Source organism: Anaeromyxobacter sp. SG66, from assembly GCF_022690805.1.
GTDB classification, from domain to species: Bacteria; Myxococcota; Myxococcia; order Myxococcales; family Anaeromyxobacteraceae; genus Anaeromyxobacter; species Anaeromyxobacter soli.
Window position 1 is genome coordinate 1 of sequence record NZ_JALCZC010000068.1, and the last position, 22,748, is coordinate 22,748.

Genomic DNA, 22,748 nt, shown 5'->3' on the forward strand with positions numbered 1-22,748 from the left:
GAGATCGAACACGCGCGCGCGGACGTCCGGAGGCATCCCGATGCCGTCGTCGCGGACGCGGATCACGGCGTCGGTCCCCTCCCGCTCGACCGAGACCTGGACGCGGCCTCCCGGGGGCGTGAACTTCTGCGCGTTGGAGAGGAGGTTCTCGACGACCTGCTCGAGCCGCGCGGCGTCGGCGTGCACCGGGACCGGCTCGCCCGTGGTCGCGACGAGCTCCACGCCCGCTCCCGCGAACGCGTGCGCAGCCGCGTCGACGGCGTCGGCCACGATGCGCGCCGCGTCCACCGGCGCCCGGCGCAGCTCGAGCTTGTTCTTGTTGATGCGGGTGACGTCGAGCAGGTCGTCGACGATGCGCGCGAGGCGCCGCGTCTGGTGGGCGATGGTGGCGCGCCGCTTGCCGCCGCGCTCCGCGTCGGCGCAGTCGAGCTGCTGCACGGCCGCGGAGATCGAGGCGAGCGGGTTCCTGAGCTCGTGCGAGAGCGCGGCGAGGAACTCGTCCTTGAGCTGATCCACGCGGGCGAGCTCCTCCCGGCCCCGGCGCAGCTCCGCTCCGCTCCGGTTCAGCTCCTCGTTCTGGGCGAGCAGCTCCTCGTTCTGCGCCTGGATCTCCTCGCTCTGGGCCTGCAGCTCCTCGCTCTGCGCCTGGAGCTCCTCGCTCTGGGACTGGATCTCCTCGTTCTGCGCCTGCAGCCGCTCGTTCCGGTCCTGCAGCTCGGCGGCGAGGTGGACGGCGCGGCGGTGGGCGAGCGCGCTCTGGAGGGCGATCGCCAGCCGCGGGGCGGCGGCCTCGACGAACTCCGCCGCCGGGTCGCCGAGCTCGCGGACGCTGCCCACGAGGAGGACGCCCATCGTCCGCCCCTGGAACGGGAGCGGCGTCGCGACGAGCGAGCGCGGGGGCACCTCGTCGAAGCCGAAGCGCACGCGGAACGGCGTCTCCGCCGGGATGGCGTTCACGCGCAGCGTCGTCCCGCTCACGACCACCTGGGCCGGGAGTCCCTCGCCCCGCCCCGCGGCCTCCGCGGGCAGCGCGAACGTCGCGATGGGACGGAGCGCGCCCGCGTCCGCGAGGTAGACGGCGCCGAGCTCGGCGCCCGCGTACCCGACCACCTCCGAGAGCGCGTCGCGCGCGATGGACTCCGGCTCGATCGTGGCGGCGAGCGCGCGCGACAGCCGGGCGTCCGACGAGAGCCGCCGCTCGCGCTCCTTCAGCGCCGCCGCCGCCGACGCGAACGTGCGGGCGAGCTCGCGCAGCTCGTCGCGGACGGCCGGCCTCGGGCCCGGCGCCGCCGGAGCCGGCGGCGCGAGCGCGAGGGCCGGCCCGTGGTCGCCGTCGGCGAGGGCGCGGGCGGCGCTCACGAGCTCGGTCGCCGGGGTGCGCACGGCGCGCGTCGTGAGCGTCGCGACGGAGGCCGCGGCGAGGAGCGCCAGCACCGCCGCGAGGATCGTGCGGAGCACGAGCGCCTCTCGCGCCGCCGAGGCCGACGCGCTCGCGCGTCGAAGCTCCGCCTCGATCGTCCCCTCGAGGCGCTTCACCGCCGCCGCGAGCCGGTCGCGGCGCGTGGTCATCTCCGCCTCCGGCTGCAGGAGCGCGGTCGCGTCCGCGCCGTCCTTCACGCGCTCCAGGAACCGATCGCCCGAGACGAGGAAGGACTCGAGCAGCACCGCCGCGTCCTCGGCCCCGCGGCCGGGGACGGCCCCGCGGCGCTCGAGCTCCGAGAGGGCGCGCCGGGCCTCCTGCGCCGCCGCCGCCGCGGCGTCGAAGTGCTCGACGGAGCGCGTGATCGCGAACCGTCGCGTCGCGACGGCCCGGTCCAGCACCGCCACCTCCAGCGCCGCAGCGCCGCGGGAGAGCTCCATCCCTTCCGCCTGGTGACGCTGCAGCCGCTCGAGCTGGTGGTACCAGGCGAACGTCGAGCCGAGGGTGACCACCACGATCGCGAGGACGACGCCGAAGCCCAGCGCGAGCCGCGCGCCGATGCCGAGGTCGAGTCGAGTCACGCGGACCTCCTTCTGCGGAAGACGCGGGCCGCGGGGTCCAGCACCTCGAGCTCGGCCAGCACGGACGCGCAGGGCCACTCCGCCTCCCCGAGCCAGAGGACGCCGCCCGGCCGGACCGCGGCGAGGAGCGCGTGGAACACCCGCTCCTGCAGCTCCGGCTGGAAGTAGATGAGCACGTTCCGGCACGCGACCAGATCGAACGGCGCGCCCGCGGGCGGAGCGTCGCCGCACACGTCGTGGCGCGCGAAGCGCACGCGCCGGCGGATGCCCGCCCGCAGCCGGACGCGCCGCGGGGGCTCGCGGCGCGGGGAGCACGGGGAGAGCGCTCCGGGAGGGCCCGCCGGCGGGCTCGGCGGGGCGGGCTCGAACGCAGCGTGAAAGGCCGGTGGGACGTCAGCGAGCGCGCTCGCGAGGTACTTTCCCTCCGCAGCCGACGAGAGCGCGAGCGGGTCGACGTCGGTGGCGAGGATCTCCGGCGCGGTCGTGTCCGCCCCGAGCAGGAGCGCGAGCGTGTACGCCTCCTCGCCCCGGGCGCAGCCGGCGCTCCAGGCCCGGAGCCCGCGGCGAGCCGGGCGCGGCCCCGCGGGCAGCGGCGCACGCCACCTCCGCGGCGCGTGCGTCCCGGAAGAAGCGGCTCACCTTGATCGTGAGCCGCTCGACCGCCCGGAACACCTCCGCGGGGTCCTCGGCGATGAGCGCGAGGTAGTCGCCGGCGTGGTGCACCCCCGCGCTGGCCATGCGCTGGCGGAGTCGCCGCTCCACGAAGTGGGGGCGGTGGTGCTGGAAGTCGACCCCGGATCGCTCGCGGATCAGGGCCAGGATCGCCTCGACCTCGGCGCGCATCGGCGGTGGCTTAAAGCAGACGGGGGCAGGGCCGTCAATCATCGGGAGGCGCCATGCGCATCCGCTCGTGCACGAAGGCTCTATCGCTCGCGGTCGCGCTCGCGGTGACGTCCTGCGGGGGGCGCGACGGCACCCGATCCGGGGCTCCGGCCGGGCCGATCCCCGTGAAGGGAATGACCTGGAACGTCCTCCACGGGGGCGCGTTCGATCGGGTCCTCTCGGAGACGGGGAACCTCCCCGCCGCCTTCGACGCGCTGTGGGCGGGGGTGGTGGCGAGCGATCCGCCCGCGCGGATGCGGAAGGTCGCCGCCGAGATCGCCTCCGCGCGGCCGGATCTCGTCGGCCTGCAGGAGGCGGCGCTGTGGCGCGCGGAGCTGCGCGACGGCTCCGCCACGATCGAGTACGACCTCGTGGGGCTCGTCCTCGCGGAGCTGCGCGCGCGCGGCGCGGCGTACTCGCTCGTGTCCCTGCAGGCGTCGGCGGAGCCGACGCTGCCGGGCGCGCGCGGCTCCTACCGCTTCGCCGATCGCGTCGCGGTGCTCGCGCGCGATGGGCTCGCCGTCTCGAACCCTCGCGGCGGTCTCTACGCGACGCGGCTGCCGCTCCCCGTGCCGCTCCCCGGCGGCGGCTCGTTCGGCGTACCGCGCGCGTGGACGAGCGTCGACGTCGAGCTCGACGGGCGGCGCTTCCGCTTCCTCTGCACGCACCTCGAGACGGTGGAGGCGGTGTCGGCGGGCCAGGCCGCGGAGCTCGTGACGCTCGCCGGGACCGACCTCCCCGTGATCGTGGTGGGGGACATGAACTCGGCGCCGGGCGACGACGCGTACGAGCTCCTCGTGAACGGCACTTCGGGGCTCCGCGACGCGTGGGAGGCCGGCGAGGGAGCGGGCCTCACCTGCTGCCGAGACTCGCTCACCGACCCGGCGGCCGGCGTGACCCAGCGGGTGGACCTCGTGCTGCAGCGTGGCTTCACCGCGCGGTCCGCGGCGCTCGCCGGCGCGGACGCCGCGAGCTTCGAGGGCGGGCGCTGGCCGTCGGATCACGTCGGGGTGGTCGCCGAGCTCGAGCTCCCCTGATCGCGCCGTGCCACGCGCCTGCGCTCTCGCGGACGGGGGCCTGCTCGCGGCGGCGCAAGCGAACGTTTCGGGCGGCGGTGACATGCCGGAGACACGGCGCCCTTATCTCCCCGGCTCCTCGGGACCACGGAGCCGCGATGCCCCTCTACGCCGATCTGTTCCGCTCGATGGAGCGCGCCCGCTGGAGCCTGGCCGACGACGTGCCCTGGGATCGCTTCGACCCGGCGAAGCTCACCGGCGAGCAGGCGCTCACGGTGAAGCAGAACGCCATCACCGAGTGGTCGGCGCTGCCCGCGACGGAGATGTTCCTCCGCGACAACCGCGACGACAGCGACTTCTCGGCGTTCATGTCCATCTGGTTCTACGAGGAGCAGAAGCACGCCCTCGTGCTCATGGAGTACCTGCGGCGCTTCCGGCCGGACCTCCTCCCCACGGAGGACGAGCTCCACGCCGTGCGCTTCGAGTTCGATCCGGCGCCGCCGCTCGAGACCCTCATGCTGCACTTCTGCGGCGAGGTGCGGCTCACGCAGTGGTACCGGCGGGCCGCGGAGTGGCACGAGGAGCCGGTGATCCGCCACGTCTACGGCCTCGTGTCCGAGGACGAGGCGCGCCACGCCGGCGCGTACCTCAAGTACATGCGCCGCGCGCTCGAGCGACACGGCGACACGGCGCGCGCGGCGTTCGCGAAGATCGGCGTCCTCATGGCGAGCGGCGGGCGGGGCGGCAAGCCGCTCCACCCGACGAACCTGCACGTGAACCGCTCCCTCTTCCCGAACGACACCGTCCAGAGCCGCCTGCCCGATCCGGGCTGGCTGGAGCGCTGGCTCGACGACCAGATCCGGTTCGATGGAGCGTGCGAGCAGCGCGTCGTGCGCGCGATCCTCCGCAGCCTTTCGGCGCTGTTCGGCGAGCCGTTCGAGACGGTGCGCGATCTCAACCGCTTCCGGAAGGCGGGGCGCGCCGGCGCGGGGGAGGCGCGCGCCACGCAGTGAGCGGCGGGTCGTGACCCGGAGCCGGTCTAGGAGCGAGGCGAGCTCACCGGGGCCTCGCGTCAGATCCGGATCTGGAGCCGGTGGATGCGCGTCTCCTCCATCCCGGCGGGATCGAGCTCGGCCTCCTTCCACGCGTCGACGTGGCTGTTGCCGATGTAGTGGAAGGCGCCTCGGTCGAGGGCCCCGGTCGTGGGCGTGTGCCAGCGCGCGTTCCCGGCCTCGACGACCCCGGCGCGGACGACGCGCTCGGCGCCCGGCGCGAGCTCGAGCCGCACGATCCGCGGTGCGCCGAGCCCGTTCTGGATCGCGACGAGGGTCCGCCCCTGGGCGGACAGCCCGTCGATCCCGCCCAGCGGGAAGCCCGTCGGTCCGGCCAGCCGCCGGGGCGCGCCGCCCGCGACCGGCACGTCCCACAGCCCGAACGCGTCCGCCACGAGCAGCCGCGCCTCCGCGAAGGCGATCCCGTTCGCGTAGGTGAACGTGCCCGGAGGGACCACCGGCGCGAGGGCCGTCGCGCCCGGGTCGAGCCGGTACACCGCGCCGGCCTCGCTGTCGGTGACGAGCACCGTGCCGTCCTCGGCGACGGCGAGGTCGTTCAGCAGGTGCCCCTCTCCGTCCAGGGTGACGCTGCGCCTCGTCGCGCCGCTCGCGAGGTCGAACGCGTACACGCCCGAGCGCGAGCCGGTCTTCGCGGCGCCATCCGCCGCGTCGCCACGGTTCGCCACGGCCCACAGGAGCCCGCGCCGGGGATCGACCTTCACCCCGAGCACGCGCCCGAGCCCGCCAGCCTGGGCCGGGACCGCGTCGGTCGCCGCGCCTCCCGGGGCGATGCGGACGATCTTCCGCAGCCGGATGCTCCCCACGTAGAGCGTCCCGTCGCGCGGATCGACCGCGATCCCCTCCGCGACGAGGCCGCGCTCCTGCAGCGTGAACGCCACGCCTGCGTGGTCCGTCGCCGGCGCGCGGGCGGCGATCCGCGCCGCGAGGTCGCGGAACGCGTCGCGGCCGGCGAGCCCGGCGAAGTCCCGCGCGTCGAGGGGGATGTCCCAGCCGCGCGCGTAGAGCGCGCGGAGCGTCTCGAGCGCGCCGTCGGGATCGCCTCGGCCGCTCTGCGTCCACGCGCGGAGGTAGAGGCGGCCGGGATCGTCGGCGCCCGGCTCCGGCGCCGGCCGCGCCCCGTCGCGCGCGGGCGGCGCGCCGCCGGTGCGGCAGGCGAGGGCGGCGAGGAGCGGGAGCAGCAGGGCGGCGCGGGTGGACGCGGGCACGGGCACCTCGTCGAGGAGGGTGGTCCTGGAACGAGAGACGCCCGCGAGCGGGATGTGACGCTGCGAGAAGGTCGGCGCCCTACAGGAACTCGCAGAGGTACGCGGCCGGCGCCAGCGCCTTCACGTCGAAGCCGCTCTTCGCCGGGACCTCGAACGTCGTCCCGGCGGGGAACGGGCGGAAGGTCGCGTCCCCCGGGAGCTTCGCCCACAGCTCGCCGGACACGACCGTCATCCGCTCCGCGGCGTCCGTCCCGAAGTGGAACTCGCCCGCGTCCACGACGCCGACCGTGTGGCGCCGCCCGTTCCGCTCGAACCCGACGCTCTGGACGCCACCGTCGAAGTACGCGTTGTGCTTGAGCATGAAGGGGACTGAAGCACGGGCGCGGCCGTCCTTTCAAGGGCGAGCGGCGCGCCGGCGGCGGGAGCGGCCCGCGCCGGGGAACCCGTTCGCCAGGCGGCAGATCCTCGCGAGCCGTCGCTCAGCGGCGCCGCTTCTGGCCGCTGCGCCCGACGCTCCACGACCCCACGAGGCGCGACTTCCCGCCGGAGCCGGAGCCCGCGTCGGTCGCGCTCGCGCCGCCTCCGTGCTGCGACCGGGAGGCGCCCGACCGCTGCGCGCGGCCGTCACCGCGCACGCGGGCGCGGGCGGGCTTCGCCTGCTGCGGGCGGTGGCGCGGCTGCGCGGGGCCCGGGTCCTTCTGGGCGGACGCAGCGCGGGCGAGCTCGACCTGGAAGATCTCCGCGTCGCGCGGCACCTCGGCGCGCGGGAGCACCGCGCGCGTGAGCCGCTCGATCGCGTGGAGGAGATCGCGCTCCTCCGGGGCGGAGAAGCTCGAGGCCCTGCCGCTCGCGGCCGCTCGCGCGGTGCGGCCGATGCGGTGCACGTAGTCCTCGGGCACGTGCGGCAGGTCGAAGTTCACGACGTGGCCGATCTCGGCCACGTCGATGCCGCGCGCGGCGATGTCGGTCGCGACGAGCACGCGGTAGGTCCCGTCCTTGAAGCCGTCGAGCGCCATCCGCCGCTGCGCCTGCGAGCGGTCGGCGTGGATGCGCGCGACCTTGTGGCCGGCGCGCCCGATGTGCTTCCAGATCTTGTCGGCGCGCCGCTTCGTGCGGGTGAACACGAGCGTCGAGTCGCCGTCGCGCTCGAGCAGCGTGAGGAGGAGCGGGAGCTTCTCGTGCTGCCCCGCGAGGAACACCTGCTGCTCGGCGCGCGCCGCGGTGGTGCCGCTGCGCGCCACCTCGACGTGGACCGGATCCTTGAGGTGCGCGCGCGCGAAGTCGGCCACCTCGCCCGCCGTGGTCGCGGAGAAGAGCAGCGTCTGGCGCTGCTTCGGGAGCCGCCGCAGGATCCGGTCGAGCTGGGGCTTGAAGCCCATGTCGAGCATCCGGTCGGCCTCGTCGAGGACGAGCACCTCGATCGCGTCGAGCTTGGCGTTGCCCTGCTCGAGATGGTCGACGAGCCGCCCGGGCGTCGCGATGACGATCTCGCGCCGCTCCCGGAACGCCTCGGCCTGGGCGCCCATGCCCACGCCGCCGATGATCACCGCGCCGCGCACGCGGCGGCCCCGGCCGAAGCGCTCGAGCTCCTCGCCGATCTGCACGGCGAGCTCGCGGGTGGGCGCGAGCACGAGCGCCCGCGTCCCGGCCGGCTTGCCGGCGAGCCGCTCGATGATGGGGAGGAGGAAGGCGGCGGTCTTGCCGGTGCCGGTGGCGGCCGTGCCGATGACGTCCCGGCCGGCGAGCGCCGGCGGGATGGCCTCGGCCTGGATGGGGGTCGGGTGCTCGAACCCGGCGTGCGCGAGCGCGGTGAGCGCCTCGCGCGACAGCTTCAGATCAGCGAAGGACTTCGACGTCGACAGAGGGTGCTCCTCGTGGGAGGCGCGCGGCGATTCGCGGCGCGCGTCTTGAAGTGAGGCCGGCTGAACGGGAGGACCGCGCGGGCCGGGATCTCCCGGCGGACAGGCTTCGGGCGCGGTACGAACGAAACGGCCGCGAATGGTATACCCGGCCGCGGAAGCCGGGGCAACGCGCGATCGCTCGGGGTGGGGGCGGGTGGGCGAGCGGCTGCCGGGATCGCCGCGGTCGCGCCCGGGGCGAGCGGGGCGCGCGAGAGCGCGATACCGGGGGGACATGGACGCACGAACGACGCTGAAGCGGGCCGGGCTCTTCGTGGCGCTGCCGGCCGCGGCCGTGGCGGGCTGGGCGGCGTTCGTCCGCCCCTGGCTCCGCCGCTGGGGCGCGACCGACGAGGAGATCGCCCGCCCGATGCCGGGCGACGAGCTCGTCTCGAGGCCGCGCTACCGGTCCACGCGCGCCATCACCGTCCGCGCGCGGCCGGAGGAGATCTGGCCGTGGCTCGCGCAGATGGGCAACGGGCGCGGCGGCCTCTACAGCCTCGACCTGCTCGATCGCGCGCTCGGCGTCCTGGACGCGCCCAGCGAGGAGCGGGTGCACCCGGAGTGGCAGGACCTGAAGCCCGGCGACGTCGTGCCCATCGGCGGCACGCCCGGGTGGCCCGTGCACGCCGTCGAGCGGGAGCGCTCGCTCGTCCTGCGCATCGAGCACGGCGAGGCGCTCGTCACGCAGGCGTGGGGGATCTACCCCGTCGACGCGGAGACCACCCGGCTCGTGCTGCGCGTCCGCGGCGCGGCGCCGCCGGGTCTCCGCAGCACCGCGCTCGTCGCGATGATCGAGCCGCAGGAGCTCATGATGGTCCGGGCGCAGCTCCTCGGGATCCGCCGGCGCGCCGAGGGGCTCGCCCGCGCCCGGCGCGCCGCGGCGCAGGCGGCGGCCGGCGGCGACCGCGGTCCGTGACGGGGTCAGGCGTGCTCGAGGCGCGCCTTCCCGAACCGCGTGCGAGCCCACGCGTGCAGGGCGTGCGGGAACCCGGTCTCCGGGAGCACCATGAACGGACAGAGATCGGTCACGACCGAGATCCCGTGCGCGTCGCAGTAGCGGACCGCCTCCGCGCTCGCGGCGCCGACGCCCATCCCCCGGTGCATCCAGACGTAGCGCACGCCCGCGCGGGCGCAGTCGCGCACGACCTCCTCGGTCTGGGTGGGCGGGGTGAGGAGGAGCGCCGCGTTCACCGGCGGCTTCACGTCCTGGACGTGGGGGAAGCAGGCCTTTCCCTCGGCCACGTCGAGGGCGGGGTTCACCGGCACGACCTCGTAGCCCGCCTTCACGAGCGCGCGCAGCACCTGCCGGCTGAAGTCCTTCTCGTCGCGCGAGATCCCGACCACGGCGATGCGCTTCTGGGCCAGGAACTCGCGGGCGCGATCGAGCGCGATCCCCCGCATGGCATCCTCCTGTGACTCCGGCTACCGCCCCGGGTTGTGGGGTCCTCGGTAGAGTCTACGCGGCTCGTCGCTGCGTGAAGCGCGGCGCCGCGCCGCGCACCCGGCCGGCCAGCCGAGCCGGCCCCGGGCGCGAGGCCCATGCTGCGATCACGACGGTCGGAGGACGGCATGGCGGAACGAGCGGGGGGCAAGCGTGCGAGGAGGTCTCAGGGGCGTGCGCTCTTCCGGGCGAGGTCTTCATCCGCTCGCCTCGCGAAGACGACCTTCGCGATCGCGGTCGGCGCCGCCGCCCTCGGCGCGCTCGCGGTCGGGAGCGTCGCCGTCGGCGCGCTCGCGATCCGCAAGCTCGCCGTGAGCCACGCGCGGATCGGCCGGCTCGAGATCGACGAGCTGCACGTCCGCAGCGCGCGCGGGCTGCCGCCGCCGCCCGCGTGAAGCTCCGTCCCGGAGCCCGGCCCGCGAGGCGTCCGCAGCTCCGCGCGGCGGGCGGCGGCGGGATGCGCCGTCGCCCGCTAGATTCTCGGAACGGAGGACGGAGACGACATGCTCACCCTGTGGCACGCGTGGGCCTGCCCCTACTGCCAGCGCACTCGCATCCAGCTCGACGAGATGGGGCTCGCGTGGGAGTCGCGCGAGATGGATCTCGCGAGGAAGCCTACCGAGGTGTTCGCGATGAACCCGCCGCTCGGCGGGGTGCCGATCCTGGTGGACGGCGACGCGGTGATCCCCGACTCGCTCGTCATCGCGCAGTACCTCGAGGAGCGCCACGGCGGCGAGGTCCCGCTCCTCCCGCGCGACGCGCTCGGCCGGGCGCGGACGCGGCTCCTCTTCGATCGAGTCGCTCCGCTCGCGGCGGCGATCGGGAAGCTCGCGAAGGGTGGACCGGAGGCGAGGCCCGAGGCCGAGCGGGCGGCCCGGGCCGCGCTGGAGCTCGTCGAGCGCGAGACGCCGCAGGATGGGTACCTGCTCGGCGCCTTCGGCCTCGCCGACATCGCGCTCGCGCCCTTTGCGCTGCGCCGCCCGGAGCTCTCCCCGGCGGCGCTCGGCCTCCCGCGCCTCGCGCGCTGGGCCGAGCGCGTCTCGTCCAGGCCGGCCGTCCGGCGCAACCTCGCGGCGCGCGCGCCCTGACCGCTCAGCTCCGCCGCCACCCGCGGCGCCGGTCGCGCAGCATCTCCCGCGCTGCGTTGTAGCCGCAGGCCCCCATGATCCCGCCGCCCGGGTGTGTGGCCGCGCCGCACAGATACAGGTTCGCGATCGGCGTGCGGTAGTCGGCGAAGCCGGGCAAGGGCCGCATCGAGAAGAGCTGCGGGAGCGTCATCGCCCCCTGGAAGATGTTCCCGCCGGTGAGTCCGAAGCGGCGCTCGAGGTCGGGCGGCGCGAGCACCTCGCGCGCGAGGACCGACGCCGTGAACCCGGGCGCGTACTCCTCCAGCGCCGCGAAGCAGCGGTCCGCGAAGCGCTCGCGCTCCTCCTCCCAGCCCCCGCTCGCGAGCCGGTAGGGCGCGTACTGCACGAACATGGACATGAGGTGCTTGCCGGCGGGCGCCACGGTGTCGTCCACCGCGGAGGGGAGGGTGCACTCGAGCACCGGGGCGCGCGAGGGCAGCCCCGCGCGCGCGTCGTCGAAGGCGCGCTCGAGGTAGTCCATCGAAGGCGCGACGTGGATCGTGCCGCGGTGCTCCGGCCCCGGCTCGCCGCCGCCACCCCCCGGCCGCGCGCTGAAGCGGGGCAGCGCCGACAGCGCGACGTTGATCTTCACGGAGCCGCTCGCGTAGTCGATGCGCCGCGCCCGCTCCGCCACCGCGGGCGGGAGGTGCGCCTCGCCGACGAGGCCGAGGAGCGTGCGGGTCGCGTCCGCGTTCGAGGCGACGCGGCGGGCGAGGAGCTCCGTCCCGTCCCCGAGCGCGACCCCGCGGGCGGCGCCCTCCCGGACGAGGATCCGCTCGACGCGCGCGCCGGTGCGGATCTCGGCGCCGGACGCTCGCGCCGCGGCGGCGATGGCCTCGGACAGCGCGCCCATGCCGCCGCGCACGTAGCCCCAGACGCCCCGGGCGCCGTCCACCTCGCCCATCACGTGGTGGAAGAGGACGTAGGCGGTGCCCGGGGTGGAGGGCGAGGCCCAGGCGCCGATGATGGCGTCGGTCGCGAGCGTGGCCTTGAGCGCGTCGGACTCGAACCAGCGGTCGAGGACGTCGCGGGCCGCGCCGGCGAGGATCTCCATCGCCGCCGGGCCGTCCTCCCTGCCGAGGCGCAACAGGCGCGCGCCCATGCGCGCGAGGCGCAAGAGCTCGCGCGGGCGGCGTGAGAACGGATCGGGCGGCGTCTCGAGGAGCGCCGGCTCGATGGCGCGGGCGATCCGCTCGAGCTGCGCCTCGTAGGCAGGGAGCCGCGCCGCGTCGCGCGCCGAGAACCTCGCGACCTCTCGCTGGTTCCCGGCGAGGTCCGGCCCGAGGAGCAGCGAGCGGCCGTCGGGGAGCGGCGTGAACGAGGAGGGATCGCGGCGCAGCACCCGGTAGCCGTGGCGCGCGAGCTCGAGGTCGCGGACGATCTCCGGGCGGAAGAGGCTCACCACGTACGCGGCGGTGGAGACCTTGAACCCGGGCCACGTCTCCTCGGTGGTGCACGCGCCCCCGACGCGGTCGCGCGCCTCGAGCACGAGGACGCGCTCGCCCGCGCGGGCGAGATAGGCCGCGAGGACGAGGCCGTTGTGGCCTCCGCCGACGACGATGACGTCCCAGCTGCGCACCGGTACGCGCGGGCCGATGGCGCCGCGCCCGCGGGAGGCCCTAGCGGTGGGAGGGAGGCGCCGCGCGGCCTTCCCGGGCCGGGCGCGCAGCGCCTCGGATCGAGCTCACGCCTGGTGGTGGATGCAGAGGATGTTGCCGTCCGGGTCCTTGAACCAGGCGCAGGTCTCCTTCCCGACCTCCGCGATGCCGTCCTTGGTCTTCAGGGCGGGGTACTCCTCGAAGCTCACGCCGCGCGCCCGCAGGTCCTTCACCTCGGCGGGCACGTCCGGCACCTCCCAGCTCATCGCGGTGTGGTCGGACTGCGGCGGGGTCTCGCGCGGATACAGCGCGAACTCACCGCCGTCCCCCTCGAACACGACGTCTCCGTTCTCCAGGGTGCGGGTCGCGTGCAGCCCGAGCTTCTCCTCGTAGAACCGGCGTGCCCGGGTGATGTCGGTGACCGGCAGCATGGCCGTGAAGTGACGATTCCCCAGCATGTGGCGCCTCCTGTTCCGCGGAACTGCCGGGAAGGACCGTAAGTGGCGCGGCAGCCTGCCGCGCCTGCCGGCTGGGATCCCGCGCGCGGGGGGCGGCGCCGACCGATCGGGCGCCGCTCCGTCCGCGCGCAGCCGGGTGGCGTCCGGCGCGCGCGGGACGTAGCATGCGCGCCCCATGGAGCTGGAGCACCGCACCGTGTCCCGCTACCGGCTGCGCCCGGAGGCGTCGCGCGCCACCGCGCGTCGCATGAACCGCCGCTTCCTCGCGACGCTCGTCGCGGTGGTCGCGCTCGTGCTCGCCGCGTACGGCGCCGGGCTGCGCGATCCCGGCCGCGGCTTCGACGCGCTCGTGGTCCCGTTCGCGCTCCTGCTCGTGCTCGCCGCCTTCTCGTACGTGCGCCGGATGCGCCGCTTCCGCGCGCGGTGGGCGTCGTTCGAGATTTCGCTCGAGGAGGAGGCCATCGGGCGCGCGGTGGTGGGCTTCCCGCCCGTGCGGATCCTGCGCGCGGAGGTGGCAGCGATCGAGGACGTCCCCGCCGGGCTCGCCGTGCGCGCGCGCGACGGCCGCGGCCTCGTCGTGCCGCGCGAGCTCGAAGGCTACGAGCGCGTGCGGGCGACGCTCGCCGGATGGGGGACGACCGCGGCGCGTGGGCGGTGAAGCCTCGCTCGCGCGTGCGCGCGCGAGCACTCGCCCGGGGGCGCCGCCCCGCGCAGCCGGGCGGCGGTCAGAGGTGCACGACCCGCACGCCCGGCTCCGCCGCGGCGAGCGCCTCCGCGAGCACCGAGCGGTGGCAGCGCGCGGGGTTCGCCTCCGCGCAGAGGAGCGCGGTCCGCGCTCCGGCCGCCGCGTCGAGCACCGCCCGCACGGCCTCGGGGCGCTCCGCGAGGTGCGCGCGGTAGCGCGCGAGGACGCCGGGGAGGTCGGCGGCCGCCTCCGCGTGGAACGGGTTCCCCGCCTCGGGCAGGTGGCGGTACTCGAACCCGGCGGCGACGAGGGCGCGCTCGAGCGGGCCCTTCGAGAAGCCGGGCTTCGGCGAGCGGGCGGAGCGCCTCACGTCGAGGACCCGCGTCACCTGCGCCTCGCGCAGCCGGGTGGCGAGGGCCCGCACCGAGCGTCCCTCGTACCCGATCGTGAAGACGAGCGCGGCGGGCGTCACTGCTTGAGCTGCGGGCGGTGCTGGGCCTCCTCGTCGAAGCCGTGCGCGACCACCACGTGGTAGACGGCGTACGGCTCCTCGCCGGAGCCGCCCACCAGCTCGAACAGGAACTGCCCCTGATCCCCGTCGGGATCGGGCATCGCCTGGACGAACATCACCTCGCGCGACTCGATGAGGATCTCGCCGAGGAGCTGCTTGCCGCGGAGGACCTGGATGGTCGGCGTGCGGTCCTCGTCCTCCTCGAGGTGCCAGTGCAGGTCCTCGTGGTCGTAGAGGTAGGCGTCGGCCGTGCCCGCGCGGAGGATGCAGTTCGCGTGGCGCTTGAGCCAGCGCCAGAAGCGGTCGAAGGCGAGGGTGGTGCCGGTCTCGACGGTCACGGGCATGCGCGGAATATACCGGGCGGAGGAGCGCCGCGGGGCGCACAGGGGCGAGCGTGTGGACGCCCGTCCGGGGCCAGCACGGGGTCCCCCCACGCGGGCGTGCCCCGCCTGCGCCCGCGGGCTCTATGCACGGGGAAGCGCCGGAGGCGCCGCCGGACGGGAGGTGCGCCATGCTGTGTCAGGACGTCATGAAGAGCGAGGTCGAGACGTTCCGCGAGACGGACCCGGTGATCGACGTCGCCCGCCGCATGCGCGAGGTGAACATCGGCTTCGTGCCGATCTGCGATCGCGACGGTCACCCGGTGGGCGTGCTCACCGACCGCGATCTCGCCCTCCGCGTCTGCGGCGAGGACCGCCGCGCGAGCGAGACGCGGGCGGGTGCGGTGATGACGCGCGAGACCATCACCTGCCGCGACAGCGATCCCATCGAGGCCGCCGAGCAGCTCATGGCGCGCTACCGCAAGTCGCGGATGATGATCGTGGACGAGGAGGGCCGGCTGGTCGGCGTCATCAGCCTCTCCGACATCGTGGAGGAGGAGGACGATCGCCGCGCGGCCGAGACGATGCGGTCGGTCTCGGAGCGGGAGCTGCACTGATCTGACGGGGGCTGCGCCCCCGCCCCGCCGACGGCTGACCGCCGTCGATCGGCTACCGCGCGTCTCTCGGCTCCCGCTCGGCGAGCGTGGACACCGCCTCGACCGCGCCGCCGCGGAGGTACAGCCGCGGCACGCGGGCGGTGAGGCCGGCGAGGATCTCCCAGGAGATCGTGTCCACCAGGGACGCGAGCTCGTCGGCGTCCACCCGCTCGTCGCCGTCGCGACCGAGGAGCGTCGCGACGTCCCCCGCGCGCACCTCGGGCACCGCGGTCACGTCCACCATGCACATGTCCATGGCGACCCGGCCGACCACCGGCGCCCGGCGCCCGCGCACGAGCACGTGGGCGCGGTTGCCGAAGGCGCGACGGTAGCCGTCCGCGTAGCCGCACATGACGAGCGCGACGCGCGACGGGCGGGGCGCCGCCCAGGTGCGGCCGTAGCCGACGGTGGCGCCGCGCTCGATCTCGAGCACGCGCGCGATCCGGCTCCGCAGCGACAGCACGGGCACGAGCTCCGCGTCGGTGCCGCACCACGGCGCCGGCCGGTAGCCGTACATCGAGAGGCCCGTGCGCACGACCTCGAGCGCCATCTCGTGATCGAGGAGGACGCTCGCCGAGGCGGAGCAGTGGCGCTCCTTGACGAAGGGGAGGCGCGACGAGACGTCGCGCAGGATCTCGAACTGCCGGCGCGTGAAGCGCTGATCTCCCTCCTCCGCCGCGGCGAAGTGGGTGAAGAGACCCTCGACCGAGAGCTCGGGGATCTCGCGCAGCCGGTTCGCGAGCGCGACCAGCGCGTCGGGCCGGAGCCCGTGCCGGTTCAGGCCCGACTCGAGCTCGAGGTGGACCGGGACCACCGCGCCGCGCCGCTTCGCGGCGGCCGCGAGCGCCTCGGCGACGTCGGCCGCGCCCACCGTCGGGCGGAGCCCGAGGGCGACGACGCGCTCGGCGTCGCTCGGGGGGGTGTAGCCGATGACCAGGATGGGCGCGTCCACGCCGGCGCGGCGAAGCTCCTCCGCCTCGTCCACGCAGACCACGCACAGCCCCGAGGCGCCGGCGGCGAGCGCCGCCCGCCCCACCGCCACCGCCCCGTGGCCGTACGCGTTGGCCTTCACGACGGCGTAGAGCCGGGCAGGCGCCGCGCGGCCCGCGAGCAGGCGGACGTTGTGAGCGAGCGCGTCGAGGTCGACCTCGGCCCAGACCGGCCGGCCGCCCCACTGGGAGGGGTTCGTGGACATGGAGCCGTCAATATACCCGCCGGCCCCGCGCTGCCAGAGGGGCGATCGGGCGCCCGCCGTGCCGCCGCCCTCACGAGGGCCGCCGCACCGGGGGGCCGGCGCGCGAGACGGCCCATCATTCGCGGCACCGGAGGCGAGCCGAGGTGAAAGGAACTGTGGTCTGGAGGTTCGCGTGAGCAATCGATACCAGCAGCTCTGCCAGACGCTCGAGGACGCCCGGTCCCGGTTCGCCGCCTACCACTCCGAGTGCGTGCTGTTCGCCGCCACGCTGTCGCGCGGCCTCATCGAGTACGCCGGGTGGCCCCGCGAGCTCGTCACCTACGAGCCGCTCCCCGGCGACGTGCCCGCCGCGCCGACCCACCGGATCGAGGACGCGATGCACCTCGACGCGGACGCGTTCTGGCACGTCGGCCTGCGCCTCGCGATCGAGGAGCCGCGGGCGCGGGACTCGATCCTGCTGCGCGTCCGCTTCAAGAAGCTCGACACCCGCTACATCGTGAGCCTGTTCGGCTTCGAGGACTTCGAGGTCGCGGCGCCGACGCCCGAGCAGCTCCAGCCGATCTACGAGTCGATCCTGAACGCGGTGAAGCGCCACTACGAGTACGGGCTGCGCCTGTTCCTCGAGAACGGCGGGCGGGGCCTCAAGATCCCCATCTCCACGGACCGGCTGCTCGAGCTCGCGCGCGGCGCGCCGCCGGTCTCGGCGCCCGGCGAGGCCCGCGAGGGAGCGGAGGCCGGCGAGGAGGAGCCCGCGCCCGCGCCGGAGCCCGCCCCGCACGCGAGGGCGGCGCCCGCGCCGCGCGCCAAGGCCACGGGGCCGAGGGCCAAGGCGGCCGTCAGCGGACGAAGCTCTCCTGGTAGCCCGGGTCCTCGACCCCGAGCGCCGCGGGGGTCGCGGCGAGCGGGAGGTAGCAGTCGAGCATGACGGCGAGCTCGCTCGTGGTGCGCGTGCCGATCGAGCCCTCGTAGGCGCCGGGGTGCGGGCCGTGCATCACGCCCGCCGGGTGATGCGAGATCGAGCCCGGGCCCACGCCGCGCCGCGAGGTGAACTCGCCGCGGACGTAGAAGAGGAGCTCGTCCACGTCCACCGACGCGTGCGGGTAGGGGCAGGGGATCGCCTCGGGGTGGAAGTCCACCACGCGCGGCACGAACGAGCAGACGAGCGCGCCGCGGGCGGCGAAGGTGCCGTGCCAGGTGGGCGGCAGGTGCACGAGCCCGGCGCGAGGCTGGAAGTTCAGGATCGGGAAGGCGAACGGGTAGACGGCGCCGTCCCACCCGACCACGTCGAGCGGCGACTCGTCGAAGCGGAAGCCGTGGAACGCGCCCGCGCGCTTCACGAGGAGCTCGCGGATCCCCTCGTCCATCGGCCCCTTCCACTCCACGCGGCGGAAGTCGCGGTGCGAGTAGGGGGCGTCCATGCGGAGCTGCCCGGTGTCGTTCCGCCACTGCGAGGGCAGGTGGACGCCGCCCGGGAACTCGAGCGAGAGCCAGCGCTGCGGGCCGGGATCCGGCACGAAGCGGTGGAGGAGGCCCTTCGGCACGTAGACGTAGTCGTCCTTCGCGAAGCGCAGGTCGCCGAGCGGCGAGCGGAGGAGCCCGCCGCCCTCGAACACGAAGAACAGGTCGTCGCCGTCGCCGTTCGAGAAGTAGACCGGGTCCTCGGCGGAGGGGGTCGCGAGGCCGGCCACCACGTCGGCGTTGAAGAGGAACGGGACGCGCGCGTCCACCGCCGGGCCGGACGGGGCTGGGAGATCCTGCGTGCGGTAGTGGCGCTTCAGGAGCGCGCGGGGCGGCGCGGCCTGCGGGAGGGTGAAGCCGTGGCGGACCTCCGCGGCGTGCGTGGCGTGCGGCCGGTGCCGGTGGTACGCGAGGGTGTACGCGCCGTCGAACCCGGCGCGCGTGAACGCCTCCTCGTGCAGGAGCCTGCCCCCGGCGTCGCGGAAGGCGATGTGGTGCTTCCGCGGGACCTCGCCCTGGACCATCCGGTCGAGCATGGCGGTCCCCGCGCTACGCGCGCCCCTCGCGCTGCTGCTCGCGCTCGATGGATTCGAAGAGCGCCCGGAAGTTCCCCGCGCCGAAGCCCTGGTCGCCCTTGCGCTGGATGATCTCGAAGAAGAACGGGCCGGCCTCGGGCTCGTGGTAGAGCCCCGCCGCCTCGCGCAGGAAGATCTGGAGCAGGTACGAGCCCGGGCCCGCGCCGTCCACCAGGATCTCGAGCTCCTGCAGCGTCTTCACCTCCTCGTCGATCCGCCCGATCCCGGTCTGCTGGATGCGCGCCGGGAGCGCCTCGTAGTAGGAGGCGGGGGTCGGCATGAACTCGACGCCCCGCGCGCGCAGGCCGCGCACCGCCGAGAGGATGTCCGTCACGGTGAGCGCCGCGTGCTGGATGCCGTCGCCGCGGTGGTCCTCGTTGAACACGTTGATCTGCGAGGACTTGAAGGCGGGGCGCCACGGCTCGTTGTTCGCGAACTTCACCCCCGAGCGCAGGTCCTTCATCACGACCGAGCGGAGCCCGGAGCCCTTCTGCGCCTGGACCGCGGCGCGCTTCGCCTCCGCCGCGTCTTTCGTGTGGAACTGCACCTCCCAGAACTCCTCCATCCCGAGCACGTGCTCCATCCAGAGGAGCGCCGGCTTCATGGTCTGGAAGTTGGAGGTGAGGTGGTCGATGTAGCCGAAGCCGAACGCGTTCGCGCCCCCCCTCGGCGCCGCGTGGCGGGCGACGCCCGGGTAGAGCCCTCGGTAGCCGCGCCGCTCGACGAAGCGGAAGGTCGTGTCGCCGAGCGGGGTCGTGATGTTGAAGGTGCGGAGCGTGCCGCCCTCGTCCTCGTGGACCTGGAGGTCGGTGACGGGCGTGCCGCCGCGCTCCTCGAGGAGCCGGAACGCGCGAGCCGCGTCCTCCACCTCGAAGATCACCGCGCCGACGCCGTCCGGGTGCTTGCGCAGGTAGCGCCACGCGCGGCCGCCCTCGCCGAGCGGCTGGGAGCAGAGGATCCGGACGTCGCCGGCCTCGAACGCGGCGGAGCGCTGGTGGCCCTCGCGATCGAGGTCCGGCGTGGACGCGCCCGTCTCCGCGAAGTCCAGCCGCTCGAGGTAGAAGCGCCGGCTCCGCTCGAGATCGTGCACGTAGTAGTGCAGGGCCTCGATGCGGACGATCCCCAGGGGCTCGAGCGTCGTGGTCATGGCGTCCTCCGGTCCTTCGGCGGTGCGTCGGGCTGGCGGTCGGGGTGGGCGTCCTGGAACGGCGCGAGCGCCGCGCACGCCTCCTCGATCCGCAGGAGCGTGGGGTAGGGCGCGACGTCCAGCGAGAACCGCCGCGCGTTGTAGAGCTGGGGCACGAGGTAGCAGTCGGCGAGGCCGGGCGCCTCGCCGTGGCAGAAGCGGCCCGTCTCGTCCTCCTGCAGGGCGCGCTCGAGCGCCTCGAGGCCGCGGCGGATCCAGAGCGCCGCCCACTCCTTCTCGTAGCCGGGCAGCTTCTCGCGGAGGGTGCGCAGCACGATGGCGTTCTGCAGGGGCTGGATGCCGGAGTTCACGTGCTCGGCGAGGGCGCGGACCCGCGCCCGCCCGTCGAGGTCGCGGGGCAGGAGCGGCGCCTGCGGGTAGCGCTCGTCGAGCCACTCCAGGATCGCCATCGACTGGGCGAGCCGCACCGAGAACCCGTGCTCCGAGACCTCCAGCACCGGCACCTGCGCCATCGGGCTCCGCTGCTGGTAGACCGGGTCGAACTGCTCCTGGGCGAGCAGGTTCACCGGGGCGTACTCGTAAGGGAGCCCCTTCAGCGCGAGCCCGATGCGCACGCGCCAGGCGGACGAGGAGCGCCAGTAGGAGTAGAGCCGCATCACGGCGTCACCACCCGCTGGTCGATGGTGCCGAAGACGTTCCGGCCGGCCAGGTCCCGCACCTCGATCTCGATCCGGTCCCCGGGCGCGAGGAACCGCGTCCGCGGCGCGCCGTGGTCGATCATCTCCCGGGCCCGCTGCTCGGCGATGCACGAGTAGCCGCGGGCGCGGTCGGCGTTCGAGACCGTGCCGCTGCCGAGGATCGTGCCGGCCGTGAAGGCGCGCGTCCTCGCCACGTGCCCGAGGAGGTCGTGGAAGGAGAAGTGCATCTCCGGCCCCGTCTCGACGTCGCCGACCCGCTCGCCGTTCCAGCGCACCGTCATGCGCAGGTGCAGCCGGCCGCCCCGCCAGGCCTCGCCGAGCTCGTCGGGCGTGACGGCGAACGGGGAGAACGCCGTCGCCGGCTTCGACTGGAAGAACCCGAAGCCCTTGGCGAGCTCGGGGGGGACGAGGTTCCGGTGCGTGACGTCGTTCGCGAGGCAGACGAGCCGGACGTACCGCTCCGCGTCGGCCGCCGCGACGCCGCGCGGCACGTCGCCGAGCACGACGCAGACCTCCGCCTCGAAGTCCATGCCCCAGGCCGGATCGGGCAGGGGCAGGTCCTCCTGCGGCCCGAGCAGCACGCCCGAGCCGCCCTGGTAGACCAGGGGATCCTGCTCGAGGGTGGGCGGCGGCTCCGCGCCGCGCGCCTTGCGGACGAGGCGCACGTGGTTCAGGTAGGCCGAGCCGTCCACCCACTCGAACGCGCGCGGCAGGGGCGAGAGGAGCCGGGCAGGGTCGAGGGGCTCCGCCCTGGCGCGATCGGCGTCGAGCGACGCGGCGAGGGCCCGCAGCGCGGGCTCGCGCGCCTCCCAGGCGTCGAGCGCGGCCTGCAAGGTCGGCGCGACGCCGGAGGCGTCGGCGAACGCGGCGCCGTCCCGGCGCACCACCACGAGCCGCCCGTCGCGGCTCCCGTCACGTAAGGTCGCGAGGCGCATCTTCGGGCGAAGGGTCTAATGGGCGCCCGCCCGAGACGCGAGGTGCGCGGGGCGTCCCGTGTAGGGCGAGCGGGCGGCCGTGCCGTGCCGCGTCGCGGCAGGCGCCGCGCCGCCCTCGAGAGCATCCCGGGCGAGCAGGGCTATAAGAACCGCCCGTGACCGCCCTCTCGCTCTCCGCGCACGCCTCCATCTCGGAGCTCCCCGCCGAGGAGTGGGACGCCCTCTTCGCCCACGAGCCGGCCCGGGCGAGCCCGTTCGTGCGCCACGCGTTCCTGCGGGCCCTCGAGGAGAGCGGCTCGGCCTCCCCGCGCACCGGCTGGCGCCCGCGCCACCTCGCCCTCCGCCGCGGCGGGACGCTCGTCGCCGCCGCGCCGGCGTATCTGAGAGGCGGCTCCGACGGGGACTTCTCGCGCGACTGGGAGTGGGCGGCGGCGGCCGAGCGCGCCGGGATCCCGTACTACCCGAAGCTCGTCCTCGCCGTCCCGTTCACGCCAGCCACGGGCCGGCGCGTCCTCGTCGCCGGCGGCGAGGACCGGCGCGCGCTCGCCGCCGCGCTCCTCGCGGGCGCACGGCGGGTCGCGCAGGACGAGGGCGCGCACGGGCTCCACGTGCTCTTCGCCGACGCGGAGGAGGCGCGCGAGCTCGAGGAGGTCGGGCTCGCGCTGCGCGTGGACTTCCAGTACCACTGGCGGAACGAGGGCTACGCCTCGCCCGAGGAGTTCCTCGCGCGCTTCCCCTCGAAGCGCCGGAACGCGCTCCGCCGCGAGCGGGCCGCGCCGGAGCGCCAGGGGATCGCGATCCGCACCGTGCGCGGCGACGAGCTCTCGCGCGACCCGGAGGGCTGGGCGCGCGCGTGCTACCGGCTCCACCGGGCCTCGACGGACCGGATGGTGTGGGGGATGCGCTTCGTGAACCTCGGCTTCTACGAGCGCGCCCTCGCGTGGCTCCCCGACGCGGTGGAGGTGGTGGAGGCGCGACGCGAGGGGAAGCTCGTCGGGATGGCGTTCAACGTCGCCGGCCCCGACCGGCTGTACGGGCGCTACTGGGGCTGCGTCGAGTCGCACCCGTTCCTCCACTTCAACGTGGCGCTGTACCACTCCATCGACGAGTGCATCCGGCGCGGCACCCGGGTCTTCGAGGGCGGCGCGGGCGGGGAGCACAAGGTCGCGCGTGGCTTCGAGCCGGCGGAGACCTGGAGCGCCCACCTCCACCTCGACCCCCGGCTCGACGTGGCCGTGCGCCGCCACCTCGCGGACGAGCGCGAGGAGCGCCTCGTCGCCGTGCGGCGCTGGCGCGAGGAGCACCCCCGGCTCGGCGGGTGAGCGGCCGGTCTTTCAGCGCGCCCAGGCGAGCGTGAGCTCGCGGCGCCACACCGCGCCGCCGTGGACGCTCGCGAGCGCGCGGGCGTCGGCGAGGAGCGCCGCGAGGGCGCCCTCGCCGAGCGCGGGGCCGACGTAGGAGAGCGAGCGAAGCACGGCGTCGAGCCGCTCCGGCCCGAGCTCCTCCTCGTCGTCGAAGCCCTCCGTCTCGGGCGCGCCGAGCCCCGCGACGGAGAAGAGGAGGCCGACGGGCGGCGCCGCCGGCCGGGCCTTGAAGTTCGCGGCGGCGATCCGCTCCGTGAGCGCGGCGAGGAACGGGGTGTCCGCGAGCCGCGGGGTCACCACCGCGAGGACGCCCGCCGGGGCTAGGAGCCGCGCGGCCTCGCGCGCGCCGCGCGTGGGATCGACCCACTGCAGGGCGTCCGCGAGGACCACGAGGTCGAACGCCGCCGCGGCGAGGCCGGTCTCCTCGGCCGCGGCGTGCACGGCGGTGACGCGCGGCGCGCCCGCCGCCGCGAGGACGTCGAGCATGGCGCGCGCCGGCTCG

Annotated in this window: 25 protein-coding genes and 1 pseudogene; 9 read left to right on the plus strand and 17 right to left on the minus strand. The window is 75.3% G+C overall.

Annotated elements, in window-relative coordinates; genetic code table 11:
* From MNZ39_RS16660 to MNZ39_RS25115, 3 genes and pseudogenes are all read right to left on the minus strand, one after another.
* Positions 1-2,001 (minus strand): histidine kinase dimerization/phospho-acceptor domain-containing protein (locus tag MNZ39_RS16660; protein WP_242340209.1); only part of this gene is annotated, 2,001 nt, incomplete at its 3' end.
* Positions 1,998-2,591, minus strand: coding sequence for a CheR family methyltransferase (locus MNZ39_RS16665; protein ID WP_242340233.1), 594 nt, complete (start codon positions 2,589-2,591; stop codon positions 1,998-2,000). The genes MNZ39_RS16665 and MNZ39_RS16660, both read right to left, overlap by 4 nt.
* A 100-nt stretch (positions 2,592-2,691) precedes the next feature.
* A pseudogene (locus tag MNZ39_RS25115) lies at positions 2,692-2,886 on the minus strand (hypothetical protein); the annotation flags it as partial.
* An 11-nt stretch (positions 2,887-2,897) separates the two neighbouring features.
* Between MNZ39_RS25115 and MNZ39_RS16670 the strand changes: the two are divergent.
* On the plus strand, positions 2,898-3,920 hold the full coding sequence (locus MNZ39_RS16670; protein WP_242340210.1) for an endonuclease/exonuclease/phosphatase family protein: 1,023 nt from the start codon (positions 2,898-2,900) through the stop codon (positions 3,918-3,920).
* Positions 3,921-4,057: 137 nt separating this feature from the next.
* Positions 4,058-4,912 carry an acyl-ACP desaturase gene (locus tag MNZ39_RS16675; protein WP_242340211.1) on the plus strand — a complete coding sequence of 285 codons (855 nt, stop codon included), beginning with the start codon at positions 4,058-4,060 and terminating at the stop codon, positions 4,910-4,912.
* 59 nt (positions 4,913-4,971) lie between these two features.
* Here the strand turns inward: MNZ39_RS16675 and MNZ39_RS16680 are convergent, their stop codons facing one another.
* The 3 genes from MNZ39_RS16680 to MNZ39_RS16690 form a co-directional block, all read right to left on the minus strand.
* Positions 4,972-6,177, minus strand: coding sequence for an SMP-30/gluconolactonase/LRE family protein (locus tag MNZ39_RS16680; RefSeq protein WP_242340212.1), 1,206 nt, complete (start codon positions 6,175-6,177; stop codon positions 4,972-4,974).
* A 79-nt stretch (positions 6,178-6,256) separates the two neighbouring features.
* Complete coding sequence (locus MNZ39_RS16685; protein WP_242340213.1) at positions 6,257-6,538, minus strand: pyrimidine/purine nucleoside phosphorylase; 282 nt, start codon at positions 6,536-6,538, stop codon at positions 6,257-6,259.
* A gap of 118 nt (positions 6,539-6,656) precedes the next feature.
* Positions 6,657-8,312, minus strand: coding sequence for a DEAD/DEAH box helicase (locus tag MNZ39_RS16690; RefSeq protein WP_242340214.1), 1,656 nt, complete (start codon positions 8,310-8,312; stop codon positions 6,657-6,659).
* Here MNZ39_RS16690 and MNZ39_RS16695 point away from each other — a divergent pair.
* Entirely contained in the window at positions 8,311-8,994 is a 684-nt protein-coding gene (locus tag MNZ39_RS16695) for a hypothetical protein (protein WP_242340215.1), read from the plus strand. The two genes, MNZ39_RS16690 and MNZ39_RS16695, sit on opposite strands and share 2 nt — an antisense overlap.
* A gap of 5 nt (positions 8,995-8,999) precedes the next feature.
* Here MNZ39_RS16695 and MNZ39_RS16700 read toward each other — a convergent pair whose 3' ends face one another.
* Positions 9,000-9,479: a CoA-binding protein gene (locus tag MNZ39_RS16700; RefSeq protein ID WP_242340216.1), complete on the minus strand. Its 480-nt coding sequence runs from the start codon at positions 9,477-9,479 to the stop codon at positions 9,000-9,002.
* A gap of 168 nt (positions 9,480-9,647) precedes the next feature.
* Here MNZ39_RS16700 and MNZ39_RS16705 point away from each other — a divergent pair, with 168 nt between their 5' ends.
* Together MNZ39_RS16705 and MNZ39_RS16710 are read left to right on the plus strand one after the other, a co-directional pair.
* Positions 9,648-9,914, plus strand: coding sequence for a hypothetical protein (locus MNZ39_RS16705; protein WP_242340217.1), 267 nt, complete (start codon positions 9,648-9,650; stop codon positions 9,912-9,914).
* A 108-nt stretch (positions 9,915-10,022) separates the two neighbouring features.
* Positions 10,023-10,607 (plus strand): glutathione S-transferase family protein, encoded by a 585-nt coding sequence (locus tag MNZ39_RS16710; protein ID WP_242340218.1) that lies wholly within the window; start codon positions 10,023-10,025, stop codon positions 10,605-10,607.
* Positions 10,608-10,611: 4 nt separating this feature from the next.
* Here MNZ39_RS16710 and MNZ39_RS16715 read toward each other — a convergent pair whose 3' ends face one another.
* Both MNZ39_RS16715 and MNZ39_RS16720 read right to left on the minus strand, forming a co-directional pair.
* Positions 10,612-12,225: an NAD(P)/FAD-dependent oxidoreductase gene (locus tag MNZ39_RS16715; protein WP_242340219.1), complete on the minus strand. Its 1,614-nt coding sequence runs from the start codon at positions 12,223-12,225 to the stop codon at positions 10,612-10,614.
* A 105-nt stretch (positions 12,226-12,330) separates the two neighbouring features.
* Entirely contained in the window at positions 12,331-12,702 is a 372-nt protein-coding gene (locus tag MNZ39_RS16720; RefSeq protein ID WP_242340220.1) for a VOC family protein, read from the minus strand.
* Positions 12,703-12,877: 175 nt separating this feature from the next.
* Here MNZ39_RS16720 and MNZ39_RS16725 point away from each other — a divergent pair, with 175 nt between their 5' ends.
* Positions 12,878-13,360: a hypothetical protein gene (locus tag MNZ39_RS16725; protein WP_242340221.1), complete on the plus strand. Its 483-nt coding sequence runs from the start codon at positions 12,878-12,880 to the stop codon at positions 13,358-13,360.
* Positions 13,361-13,427: 67 nt separating this feature from the next.
* Here MNZ39_RS16725 and MNZ39_RS16730 read toward each other — a convergent pair whose 3' ends face one another.
* Together MNZ39_RS16730 and MNZ39_RS16735 are read right to left on the minus strand one after the other, a co-directional pair.
* On the minus strand, positions 13,428-13,859 hold the full coding sequence (locus MNZ39_RS16730) for a DUF488 family protein (protein WP_242340222.1): 432 nt from the start codon (positions 13,857-13,859) through the stop codon (positions 13,428-13,430).
* A complete protein-coding gene (locus tag MNZ39_RS16735) occupies positions 13,856-14,242 on the minus strand; it encodes a hypothetical protein (protein WP_242340223.1) in 387 nt (128 codons plus the stop codon). The genes MNZ39_RS16730 and MNZ39_RS16735 overlap by 4 nt, the downstream gene beginning before the upstream one ends.
* 167 nt (positions 14,243-14,409) lie before the next feature.
* Here MNZ39_RS16735 and MNZ39_RS16740 point away from each other — a divergent pair, with 167 nt between their 5' ends.
* Positions 14,410-14,835 (plus strand): CBS domain-containing protein, encoded by a 426-nt coding sequence (locus MNZ39_RS16740; protein ID WP_242340224.1) that lies wholly within the window; start codon positions 14,410-14,412, stop codon positions 14,833-14,835.
* 52 nt (positions 14,836-14,887) lie between these two features.
* Here MNZ39_RS16740 and alr read toward each other — a convergent pair whose 3' ends face one another.
* Positions 14,888-16,069 carry an alanine racemase gene (gene alr / locus MNZ39_RS16745; protein WP_242340225.1) on the minus strand — a complete coding sequence of 394 codons (1,182 nt, stop codon included), beginning with the start codon at positions 16,067-16,069 and terminating at the stop codon, positions 14,888-14,890.
* 172 nt (positions 16,070-16,241) lie between these two features.
* On the opposite strand from alr, the gene MNZ39_RS16750 reads away from it, so the two are divergent.
* Positions 16,242-16,994: a hypothetical protein gene (locus MNZ39_RS16750; protein WP_242340226.1), complete on the plus strand. Its 753-nt coding sequence runs from the start codon at positions 16,242-16,244 to the stop codon at positions 16,992-16,994.
* On the opposite strand, the gene MNZ39_RS16755 is transcribed toward MNZ39_RS16750, so the two are convergent.
* The 4 genes from MNZ39_RS16755 to MNZ39_RS16770 are packed head-to-tail and all read right to left on the minus strand — an operon-like array spanning position 16,906 to position 20,882.
* A complete protein-coding gene (locus MNZ39_RS16755; protein ID WP_242340227.1) occupies positions 16,906-18,063 on the minus strand; it encodes a homogentisate 1,2-dioxygenase in 1,158 nt (385 codons plus the stop codon). The genes MNZ39_RS16750 and MNZ39_RS16755 overlap by 89 nt on opposite strands.
* A gap of 13 nt (positions 18,064-18,076) precedes the next feature.
* Positions 18,077-19,249, minus strand: a complete 1,173-nt coding sequence (locus MNZ39_RS16760) for a 4-hydroxyphenylpyruvate dioxygenase family protein (RefSeq protein WP_242340228.1) — start codon at positions 19,247-19,249, stop codon at positions 18,077-18,079.
* A complete protein-coding gene (maiA, locus tag MNZ39_RS16765; protein WP_242340229.1) occupies positions 19,246-19,905 on the minus strand; it encodes a maleylacetoacetate isomerase in 660 nt (219 codons plus the stop codon). The genes MNZ39_RS16760 and maiA overlap by 4 nt, the downstream gene beginning before the upstream one ends.
* Entirely contained in the window at positions 19,905-20,882 is a 978-nt protein-coding gene (locus tag MNZ39_RS16770; RefSeq protein WP_242340230.1) for a fumarylacetoacetate hydrolase family protein, read from the minus strand. Before MNZ39_RS16770 ends, maiA begins: the two co-directional genes overlap by 1 nt.
* Positions 20,883-21,037: 155 nt before the next feature.
* Between MNZ39_RS16770 and MNZ39_RS16775 the strand changes: the two genes are divergently transcribed.
* Complete coding sequence (locus MNZ39_RS16775) at positions 21,038-22,204, plus strand: GNAT family N-acetyltransferase (RefSeq protein WP_242340231.1); 1,167 nt, start codon at positions 21,038-21,040, stop codon at positions 22,202-22,204.
* Between the two features lie 12 nt (positions 22,205-22,216).
* Here the strand turns inward: MNZ39_RS16775 and MNZ39_RS16780 are convergent.
* Positions 22,217-22,748, minus strand: a 532-nt coding sequence (locus MNZ39_RS16780) for a class I SAM-dependent methyltransferase (protein WP_242340232.1), incomplete at its 5' end; no start/stop codon positions are given.

Coding starts and splice junctions, on each gene's coding strand:
- MNZ39_RS16670 (WP_242340210.1), top strand. CDS start 2,898: ATGCGCATCCGCTCGTGCACGAAGGCTCTATCGCTCGCGGTCGCGCTC.
- MNZ39_RS16675 (WP_242340211.1), top strand. CDS start 4,058: ATGCCCCTCTACGCCGATCTGTTCCGCTCGATGGAGCGCGCCCGCTGG.
- MNZ39_RS16685 (WP_242340213.1), bottom strand. CDS start 6,538: ATGCTCAAGCACAACGCGTACTTCGACGGTGGCGTCCAGAGCGTCGGG.
- MNZ39_RS16695 (WP_242340215.1), top strand. CDS start 8,311: ATGGACGCACGAACGACGCTGAAGCGGGCCGGGCTCTTCGTGGCGCTG.
- MNZ39_RS16690 (WP_242340214.1), bottom strand. CDS start 8,312: ATGTCCCCCCGGTATCGCGCTCTCGCGCGCCCCGCTCGCCCCGGGCGC.
- MNZ39_RS16700 (WP_242340216.1), bottom strand. CDS start 9,479: ATGCGGGGGATCGCGCTCGATCGCGCCCGCGAGTTCCTGGCCCAGAAG.
- MNZ39_RS16705 (WP_242340217.1), top strand. CDS start 9,648: ATGGCGGAACGAGCGGGGGGCAAGCGTGCGAGGAGGTCTCAGGGGCGT.
- MNZ39_RS16710 (WP_242340218.1), top strand. CDS start 10,023: ATGCTCACCCTGTGGCACGCGTGGGCCTGCCCCTACTGCCAGCGCACT.
- MNZ39_RS16720 (WP_242340220.1), bottom strand. CDS start 12,702: ATGCTGGGGAATCGTCACTTCACGGCCATGCTGCCGGTCACCGACATC.
- MNZ39_RS16725 (WP_242340221.1), top strand. CDS start 12,878: ATGGAGCTGGAGCACCGCACCGTGTCCCGCTACCGGCTGCGCCCGGAG.
- MNZ39_RS16735 (WP_242340223.1), bottom strand. CDS start 14,242: ATGCCCGTGACCGTCGAGACCGGCACCACCCTCGCCTTCGACCGCTTC.
- MNZ39_RS16740 (WP_242340224.1), top strand. CDS start 14,410: ATGCTGTGTCAGGACGTCATGAAGAGCGAGGTCGAGACGTTCCGCGAG.
- alr (WP_242340225.1), bottom strand. CDS start 16,069: ATGTCCACGAACCCCTCCCAGTGGGGCGGCCGGCCGGTCTGGGCCGAG.
- MNZ39_RS16755 (WP_242340227.1), bottom strand. CDS start 18,063: ATGCTCGACCGGATGGTCCAGGGCGAGGTCCCGCGGAAGCACCACATC.
- MNZ39_RS16760 (WP_242340228.1), bottom strand. CDS start 19,249: ATGACCACGACGCTCGAGCCCCTGGGGATCGTCCGCATCGAGGCCCTG.
- maiA (WP_242340229.1), bottom strand. CDS start 19,905: ATGCGGCTCTACTCCTACTGGCGCTCCTCGTCCGCCTGGCGCGTGCGC.
- MNZ39_RS16770 (WP_242340230.1), bottom strand. CDS start 20,882: ATGCGCCTCGCGACCTTACGTGACGGGAGCCGCGACGGGCGGCTCGTG.